We start from the raw sequence: 7775 nt of genomic DNA on the forward strand, positions 1-7775 counted from the left end.
CCTCACCCTCCGGGGTCCCCGCTCGCTTCAGGTGTACCGCCACCGGGCGGCTTCTGACCCCGTGGGTGTCTACCGGGGGGGGGGTGGGCGCCCCCCCCGGGGGCCCCCCAACGCCCCCTTTCCATGTCTCTTCCCCCCCGCCGGTTCAGCGCCGGACGGTGCCGAAGCGGATGTCGTACGACGACTCCGGGTGCAGCACCGCCAGCATCCGCTCCGCCTCGGCCGTGACCTCGTCCCGCCGGTCCGCGGTGAGCCGGCCGAAGGGCTCGACGACGAGCGCCCTCTCCTCCAGGCGCCACACCCCGGCGAGGAACCCGTCGACCAGGAGCGTGCGGTACGCCGTGTTGCCCTGCCAGGTGCGGCCCTTGTGCTCGGGCGGGACGACGCGGGTGCGGTCGGCGTGCGAGAGCAGCAGGTTGTCGAACTCGGGCAGGAAGCGCGGCGGGGCCGGGGTGTCCGGATCGGGGCGGGGGGCGTCGGGCAGGTCGAAGAGCTCGACGCCGCTCTCGTCCCGGAAGGTCACCAGGCGCGGGCGCAGGCGTTCGAAGGCCGCGCGCAGCCGGGTCAGCCCGGCCCAGGTCTGCATGTCCCTGACGGAGGCCGGGCCGAAGGCGGCGAGGTAGCGCAGCACGACCGCGTCCGGGGCGGGGGCCGGCCCGGCGGGGCGGCCCAGCCACTGCTCGGCGGTGGTGAGGGCGACCTGGCCGCTGCGGTCCCACAGCCCGCGCGGGGTGACCTGGACGAGGGGGAGCGTGCAGCGGGCGGCGACGCCCAGCGCCTGCGGGTCGGCGTCCGGCCACCGGGCGAGCAGGGCCTCGCGCAGCTGCTTCATGGTGCGCGGCTCGGCCTCGACGAGCTCCCGGGCGAGCGCGGCGAGCCGGTCCAGGTCGACGCCCGCGAGTCCTTTGCGGAAGAGGCCGAGCTCCCGGTCGCGGGCGGGCTGCACCAGCGGCCGCAGGGTGAGGCAGTCGTCGGCGGTGTGGGTGTGGATCGTGGACCGCAGGGTGACGATGCGGACGACCGCGCGGTCGGCCATCAGCCCGGACAGCTCCTGCGGGGCGAAGCCGTCGAGGCGGGCGGCGAGCGCGTAGTACGGGGGTCTGACGTTCTGGGCCTGGAGTCCGACCAGGTGCCCGACGGCGGCCTCGGCGGACAGCCCGGCGCGGCGCAGCAGCAGCTGCCGGCCGAGGGTCGCGCGGTTCAGGGCGCGGGTGCCGAGGACGGGGGCCGGGGCCGTGCCGCTCTGCCGGGTCTTCGTCATGCCCGCACGGTAGCGGCCGGCCGCGGTCCGCGGGTCCCGGTCCGCACGGACACCGTGGTCCGGCCCGCCCGCTCGGCACCCCTCAGCGCCGGGACCGGCGCAGGGCGGCCGCCGCCGCGGCGGAGAGGAGGAGGGCGCCCAGGCCGGTGAGCAGCTTGCGCAGCGCGGACGCCGGTCCGCCGCGGCCGAGCAGGTCCCGCAGGCGGTCGTAGAGGCTGAGGGGGACCCCGAGGACCGCGTTGCCGGGCGGGCGGCGCGGGACGACCGGGTGGGGATGCGTGGGGGCGCTCAGACGGACCGTCTCCCAGGCCTTGCCGAGGCGGCGCAGCCGGGCGGCGCCCATGCTCTCCTGGAGCCGGGGCAGGAGCAGGTCCTCCTCGTCCCTGATGTCCTCCCGGATGAGGGCGAAGGCCCGCCGCACCTTCTCCTCGCGCTCCGGGTCGCCCGGGTCGAGGCGTTCGATGTCGGCCACGAGGTCGTTGATCTGCTGGTGCTCCTCCTCGACGCGGGCGGTCAGCTCCTCCCCGTCCGGGACGGAGCGCCGCACCTGCGGCCAGAGCACGGTCTCCTCGGCGAAGGCGTGGCTGAAGACGAGCTGGACGGTCTCCTTCAGGACCCGCTCGCGCTCCTCGCCGGGGTCCAGTGCCTGGTAGCGGGCCATGAGCCGGTCCATCTCGGCGTGGTCGCGGCGCTGCCGCGCCAGGACGCTGCCGGGGCCGCCCAGCTGGTCCACGGTCTGTTCCTCGATGGTGCGGGGCATGGCCCTCTCCTCTCGACGTGCTCGGCGCGGGTACCCCGGTGCCGGGAGGTTTACCGCGGGTACGGCCTTTATCGGACATGTCCGTAGCTCGGCAGGCGCCGCCGTCCACCGTTATGTCATGGTGTGTCCAGAACCGGCTGCGGTACCGGGGGAACCCAGGACAGAGGGCGATCGATGACGACGATCGGCGTGGAAGAGGAGTACCTGCTGCTGGACCCGGTCACCGGCCTGCCGGTGCCCCAGGCGGACAAGGTGCGGGTCGCGGCGGGTCTGGGCCGTCTCGTGGCGGACCAGGAGGTGCAGAGCGAGCTGCTGCAGGCGCAGGTCGAGGTGGCCACCCAGGTGTGCGCCGGCCTGGACGAGGCCGGCGGGCACCTGCTGCGGCTGCGGCACGCCGTCGGGGCGGCGGCCGAGGAGCACGGCTGCCGGATCGCGGCCTGCGGGACGCCGCCGCTGCGGCACCGCCACCCGGTGGCCGTCACCGACCAGGCCCGCTACCGGGCCATGCTCACCCAGGCCCCCCAGCTGGTCGCGGAACAGCTGGTCAACGGCATGCACGTGCACGTGGCGGTGCCCGACCGGGAGGCGGGCGTGCAGGTCCTCAACCGGATCCGGGTCTGGCTGCCCACCCTGACGGCCATGTCCGCGAACTCCCCGCTGTGGGACGGCCACGACACCGGCTTCGCCAGCTGGCGCACCGTGATCTTCGGCCGCTGGCCGGTCAGCGGGATACCCCCGCGCTTCGAGGACGCCGCGGACTACGACCGGCGGGTAGGGCGGCTGCTGGAGGCCGGGCTGATCTCCGACACCGGCCAGCTGTACTGGCAGGCCCGCCTCTCCGCCCGCTACCCCACCGTCGAGGTGCGCTGCCTGGACGTCCAGCTGCGCGTGGACGACGCGGTCATGCTCGCGGGGATCGTCCGGGGCCTGGTGCTGACCGCGCTCACGGAGACCGCGGCCGGGGCGCCCGCGCCCGACTGCCCGCCGGAGCTGCTCCAGGCCGCCATGTGGCACGCCGCGCGGCACGGTCTCGCCGACACCCTGGTCGACCCGGGCGGCAGCTCCCACCGGGCCGGTGACGTGCTGTACCACCTGCTGAAGCGCATCGCCCCCGCGCTCGACGCCTGCGGCGACACCCGGCAGGTCTCGGCCCTGGTCCACCGGCTGCTGCGCAACGGCACCGGCGCGGACCGGCAGCGCGCCGCCCTCGCCCGGGGCGGCCTGCGGGCGGTCACCGACCTGATCAGCGCCCAGAGCACGATGCCGTGACCCGGCACGGACGACGGGCGGCCGGCCCCGGCGTCGTTTCCCGCGGCGGGCCGCGGGGGACCCGGCGCGCGGGACGACGGAGCCCCCGCCGGCCGGGGCTCCCCCGCAGGGCGCGGACGGGGAGGAGCGGATGATCCGCAGGCACGGTCGCACCGGGCGGGGCCCGCTGCTGCGCTTCGACGGCTGGATCGCCGGCACGGGCACCGCCTCGGGGACCCGTCTGGTGCTCGGCCACTGGCCGCGGTCGCCGTTCGGGCCGTTCAGCGACGTGATGCTGGAGCGGGCCGACGGGGAGCGGCTGCTGCTGGCGCCCTCGCGGGAGACGGCGGACTTCATCCGCGCCACGTACGTCTTCGACACGGTCCGCGTCGTCCCGGTCGGCGTGAGCGTCGCCGGCGGCACCTGGACCGTCGCCGCGGGACCGCTCGACCTGCGCTTCACCACCGGGCCGCGGCGGCCCTTGGGGTACCTGCTGCGGGCCGTTCCCGGCCCGCTCGCCCGCCGTCCGGCGTGGAGCGCGCTGACGGACCGGCCGGCCCGCCTGCTGCTGCCGGGCGTGCGCACCCGCGGCAGCGCCGGCGGGGGCCGCCGCGAGTGGTACGGCGCCCGGGACCTGCGGTCGATCCGCGCGCTGTCGGCGGCCTTCGAGGGCGCCGACCTCGGCGGGAAGGCGCCCGTCGACCCGCCGGTGCGCTTCGGGTTCGGCTCGGTGCCCAGGGAGCCTGCCCTCACCCGGGTCACGACGACGGTGGCGCTCGGCCCCGGCGCGGCCCGGTGAGCCGGCTGGGCGGCGCGTCACCACCCGTTCGAGGGGCTGAGTAGGCCGTTCGGCTGAGCGGGGGGCGGCATCGGGCGGTGCCGGCGAACCGGCGGGGCTAGTTTCGGGCGGGCTGGTTACACGCTGCATCGCACCAGGCCCGTAGCGGGACCGCTCGTTCCGTCACGCGGCCGCACACCCCCACCGACTGCTGCCGATCGAGGAACTGATGGCGACACATACCGAACCGGTTGCTCCCGTCCCCGCGGCGGGGCGCCGCGGGAGGGGCCAGGTGATCGTCGCCTGGCTGACCACGACCGATCACAAGAAGATCGGCCACCTGTACCTGATCACGTCGTTCGCCTTCTTCGTGGTCGGCGGGGCGCTGGCGATGGCGATCCGGGCGGAGCTGGCCCGGCCGGGACTGCAGATCCTGTCCAACGAGCAGTACAACCAGGCGTTCACGATGCACGGCACGATCATGCTGCTGCTGTTCGCGACGCCGACGTTCGCCGGGTTCGCCAACGCGATCATGCCGTTGCAGATCGGTTCCCCGGACGTGGCCTTCCCCCGGCTGAACATGCTGTCGTACTGGCTGTTCCTCTTCGGCGGCCTGATCGTGCTCGGCAGTTTCCTCACCCCGCAGGGCGCCGCCGACTTCGGCTGGACCGCGTACACGCCCCTGAGCGGCCCGATCCGCAGCGGTTACGAGGGCGCCGACCTGTGGATCATGGGGCTGGCGCTGGCCGGTTTCGGCACGATCCTCGGCTCGGTCAACTTCATCACGACCATCATCTGCATGCGCGCCCCCGGCATGACGATGTTCCGGATGCCGATCTTCACCTGGAACGTGCTGCTCACCTCGGTGCTGGTGCTCCTGGCCTTCCCGGTGCTGGCGGCGGCGCTGCTGGTGCTGGAGTCGGACCGGCAGTTCGGCTCGCACGTCTTCGACGCCCAGGTGGGCGGCGCGGTGCTGTGGCAGCACCTGTTCTGGTTCTTCGGCCACCCCGAGGTGTACATCCTCGCCCTGCCGTTCTTCGGCGTGATCAGCGAGATCATCCCGGTCTTCTCCCGCAAGCCGATCTTCGGCTACATGGGTCTGGTCGCCGCCACCATCGCCATCGCGGGCCTGTCGGTGGCGGTGTGGGCGCACCACATGTTCGCCACCGGCGCGGTGCTGCTGCCGTTCTTCTCCTTCATGACGTACCTGATCGCCGTGCCGACGGGCGTGAAGTTCTTCAACTGGATCGGCACGATGTGGAAGGGGTCGCTGTCCTTCGAACCGCCCATGCTGTGGGCGGCCGGCTTCCTCGTCACCTTCCTCTTCGGCGGCCTGACCGGCGTCATCCTCGGTTCTCCGCCGCTGGACTGGCACGTCACCGACTCGTACTTCGTCGTCGCCCACTTCCACTACGTCGTCTTCGGCACCGTCGTCTTCGCGATGTTCGGCGGCTTCAGCTTCTGGTGGCCGAAGATGACCGGCACCATGCTCGACGAGCGCCTGGAGAAGGTGCACTTCTGGACGCTGTTCGTCGGCTTCCACACCACGTTCCTGGTGCAGCACTGGCTGGGCGCCGAGGGCATGCCCCGCCGGTACGCCGACTACCTGGCCGCCGACGGCTTCACCGCCCTCAACGTGGTCTCCTCCATCGGGGCGTTCCTGCTGGGCCTGTCCACCCTGCCGTTCCTGTACAACGTCTGGGTGACCTCCAAGCGGGGCGAGCGCGTCGAGGTCGACGACCCCTGGGGGTACGGGCGTTCGCTGGAGTGGGCCACGTCCTGCCCGCCGCCCCGCCACAACTTCGAGACCATGCCGCGGGTCCGCTCCGAGTCCCCCGCGTTCGACCTGCACCACCCGGACCTGGCCGACCTCGACCAGGTCGAGAACGTCGGCAAGCGCGACGTCGTCGAGCCCGGGGGGCACAAGGGCGACCGGTCGTGAGGCGCGGCAGACCGGACGCGGCGTACAAGGTCGGGCCGCCGGGGCTCGCCGAGGAGGCGGAGGGCTACCTCCTCGCGCACGCCCACCAGGAGCAGGCGCGCCGGGAGGCCGAGGAGCTCTGCGCGGACCTGCCGTGGCTGACCGCCGCGCAGGCCGAGGACCTCACCCGGCACTACGTCAGGCGGCGCCTGGACGTCAGCCGGGAGATGCTGCGCGCCACCGTCCGGCGCGCCGCCGAGCTGCGCCGGGAGTACGAGAGCCGGTACGCCGACCTCCGGCGCGACCTGCTGAAGCGTCACGCCGTGCTGGCCTGCGCCGTGCTCGCCTGCGCCACCGGGGCGGGCGCGCTGGCGTCCGCGACCGCGCGCTGACGGCACCCGCCCGGGCCGGTGCGCCGGATGTCACCGGCCGGCGGGGCCCCTGCCGTCGCGGGCGGCTCCGGCGGCCCGGCGGGACAGGGGTCCGACACCGGCGTGGCGGCCGGGGCGGAGGGCGGCGTGCAGCTGGCCGGGACCGCGGCCGTCACGGGCGGCCAGGGCGTCGGCGACCAGCCCGGTGGTGAAGGCGTAGACGGCCTTGTGCAGGACGTCCACGACGAGTTCCCGGCGGGGCCAGGTCTGCGGCGGGGCGCCGACGCCGGTCGCGTTCTCCAGGATCTGGTCGTTGGTGAGGCGGACGACGGCGAACTTGGCGGAGGCGACCGGTCCGCGCAGTCCGGACTGGGCCATGACCGACCGGAGCACGCCGAGGAGGGCGGCCTGGCCGTGGTGCATGGCCCAGTTGACCGCCGGCGGCTGCCTGCCGGGGCGTTCGGGCGCGCCGGTCAGGCGCTGCAGGACCCGCGCCGGCACGTGGGAGTCCGGGCGGCCGGTGACGGCCTGCTCGATCTTCTCCCCCAGGGTCATCACGAGGCCCCCGGCGGTGCCGGCGACCAGTCCCTGCCACAACGCGCGCTTGAGCATGTCCCGGCGGGTACCCGGGAGCGCGGCCCTCACCCGCCCGGTCGGGCCCGACGCACGCGAGGAAGGCGGACGCCCATGACGGAACCGGCCCGGTCGCGCACCTCCCCCGCACCGGCCGCACGGCCCGAGCCGCGCAGGTCGGCGGCCGTGTGCGCGCTGATCGGCGCGGCGGTGATGGCGGCGGTCGACGAGATCGTCTTCCACCAGGTCCTGGGCTGGCACCACTTCTACGACCGCTCGACCCCGTCCGTCGGGCTGCTGTCCGACGGGCTGCTGCACAGCGCCGAACTGCTGGCGCTGGTCGCCGGGTTCTTCCTCTACGCCGACCTGCGCCGCCGCCGGGCCCTGGCGCCGGCCCACGCGTGGGCGGGTCTCTTCCTGGGGCTGGGCGGTTTCCAGCTGTTCGACGGGATCGTGGACCACAAGCTGCTGCGCCTGCACCAGATCCGCTACGGGGTGGACGTCACGCCGTACGACTGGGCGTGGAACGGCGCCGCCGTGCTGCTGCTGCTCGTCGGGGTGGTCCTGGCCGTCCGCGCGGCCCGCCGCGCGCGGGGCGGGCCGGCGTCCTGACGGCGGTGGTCCGGGCGGGTGTCAGGTGTCGTGCCGGTGGGCTCTGCCGGTCGTGGAGCCGGCCCGTCGCCGGTGCGCGCCCCGGGTGCCGTCCGCGCGGCCGTGGCCGTCGCGGTCCCGCAGGCGCAGGCGGATCTCCACGTGGCCGTCGACGATGCGGGTGTCGAAGGCGGGCTGGGGGGCGGTGGCGGGACCGCGCACGTTCCAGCCGTCCGCGAGCCGGAAGACGCTGCCGTGCCAGGGACATTGCA

9 protein-coding genes are annotated in these 7775 nt (G+C 74.6%); 5 read left to right on the forward strand and 4 right to left on the reverse strand.

Translation table 11 applies throughout. The features are described 5' to 3' along the window. Positions 1-145: 145 nt before the first annotated feature. Positions 146-1261 carry a winged helix DNA-binding domain-containing protein gene (locus tag ACIF8T_RS40360; protein WP_400042451.1) on the reverse strand — a complete coding sequence of 372 codons (1116 nt, stop codon included), beginning with the start codon at positions 1259-1261 and terminating at the stop codon, positions 146-148. Positions 1262-1343: 82 nt separating this feature from the next. After that, the gene (locus ACIF8T_RS40365) at positions 1344-2021 is read right to left on the reverse strand and encodes a hemerythrin domain-containing protein (protein WP_400042453.1); all 678 of its coding nucleotides are present in this window, start codon (positions 2019-2021) and stop codon (positions 1344-1346) included. A 174-nt stretch (positions 2022-2195) separates the two neighbouring features. Here ACIF8T_RS40365 and ACIF8T_RS40370 point away from each other — a divergent pair, with 174 nt between their 5' ends. The 4 genes from ACIF8T_RS40370 to ACIF8T_RS40385 all read left to right on the forward strand — a co-directional run bounded on the left by ACIF8T_RS40370 (position 2196) and on the right by ACIF8T_RS40385 (position 6360). Further along, the gene (locus ACIF8T_RS40370) at positions 2196-3290 is read left to right on the forward strand and encodes a glutamate--cysteine ligase (protein ID WP_400042455.1); all 1095 of its coding nucleotides are present in this window, start codon (positions 2196-2198) and stop codon (positions 3288-3290) included. 130 nt (positions 3291-3420) lie between these two features. Further along, positions 3421-4068 (forward strand): hypothetical protein, encoded by a 648-nt coding sequence (locus ACIF8T_RS40375; RefSeq protein WP_400042457.1) that lies wholly within the window; start codon positions 3421-3423, stop codon positions 4066-4068. A gap of 208 nt (positions 4069-4276) precedes the next feature. Then, complete coding sequence (gene ctaD / locus ACIF8T_RS40380; RefSeq protein WP_400042458.1) at positions 4277-5989, forward strand: cytochrome c oxidase subunit I; 1713 nt, start codon at positions 4277-4279, stop codon at positions 5987-5989. After that, the gene (locus tag ACIF8T_RS40385; RefSeq protein ID WP_400042460.1) at positions 5986-6360 is read left to right on the forward strand and encodes a hypothetical protein; all 375 of its coding nucleotides are present in this window, start codon (positions 5986-5988) and stop codon (positions 6358-6360) included. The genes ctaD and ACIF8T_RS40385 overlap by 4 nt, the downstream gene beginning before the upstream one ends. A gap of 30 nt (positions 6361-6390) precedes the next feature. Here the strand turns inward: ACIF8T_RS40385 and ACIF8T_RS40390 are convergent, their stop codons facing one another. Then, positions 6391-6951, reverse strand: coding sequence for a hypothetical protein (locus tag ACIF8T_RS40390; RefSeq protein ID WP_400042461.1), 561 nt, complete (start codon positions 6949-6951; stop codon positions 6391-6393). 75 nt (positions 6952-7026) lie between these two features. Here ACIF8T_RS40390 and ACIF8T_RS40395 point away from each other — a divergent pair, with 75 nt between their 5' ends. Next, entirely contained in the window at positions 7027-7524 is a 498-nt protein-coding gene (locus ACIF8T_RS40395) for a DUF2243 domain-containing protein (RefSeq protein ID WP_400042463.1), read from the forward strand. A 21-nt stretch (positions 7525-7545) separates the two neighbouring features. Here the strand turns inward: ACIF8T_RS40395 and ACIF8T_RS40400 are convergent. Continuing rightward, a partial coding sequence (locus tag ACIF8T_RS40400; RefSeq protein WP_400042465.1) for a Rieske (2Fe-2S) protein occupies positions 7546-7775 on the reverse strand: 230 nt, incomplete at its 5' end.

The sequence above is a fragment of the Streptomyces sp. NPDC085946 genome (assembly GCF_044540485.1).
Lineage (GTDB): Bacteria > Actinomycetota > Actinomycetes > Streptomycetales > Streptomycetaceae > Streptomyces.

Bases quoted from the DNA above. Each gene is read 5' to 3' on its own strand.
- ACIF8T_RS40360 (WP_400042451.1), bottom strand. From the start codon at position 1,261: ATGACGAAGACCCGGCAGAGCGGCACGGCCCCGGCCCCCGTCCTCGGC.
- ACIF8T_RS40365 (WP_400042453.1), bottom strand. From the start codon at position 2,021: ATGCCCCGCACCATCGAGGAACAGACCGTGGACCAGCTGGGCGGCCCC.
- ACIF8T_RS40370 (WP_400042455.1), top strand. From the start codon at position 2,196: ATGACGACGATCGGCGTGGAAGAGGAGTACCTGCTGCTGGACCCGGTC.
- ACIF8T_RS40375 (WP_400042457.1), top strand. From the start codon at position 3,421: ATGATCCGCAGGCACGGTCGCACCGGGCGGGGCCCGCTGCTGCGCTTC.
- ctaD (WP_400042458.1), top strand. From the start codon at position 4,277: ATGGCGACACATACCGAACCGGTTGCTCCCGTCCCCGCGGCGGGGCGC.
- ACIF8T_RS40390 (WP_400042461.1), bottom strand. From the start codon at position 6,951: ATGCTCAAGCGCGCGTTGTGGCAGGGACTGGTCGCCGGCACCGCCGGG.
- ACIF8T_RS40395 (WP_400042463.1), top strand. From the start codon at position 7,027: ATGACGGAACCGGCCCGGTCGCGCACCTCCCCCGCACCGGCCGCACGG.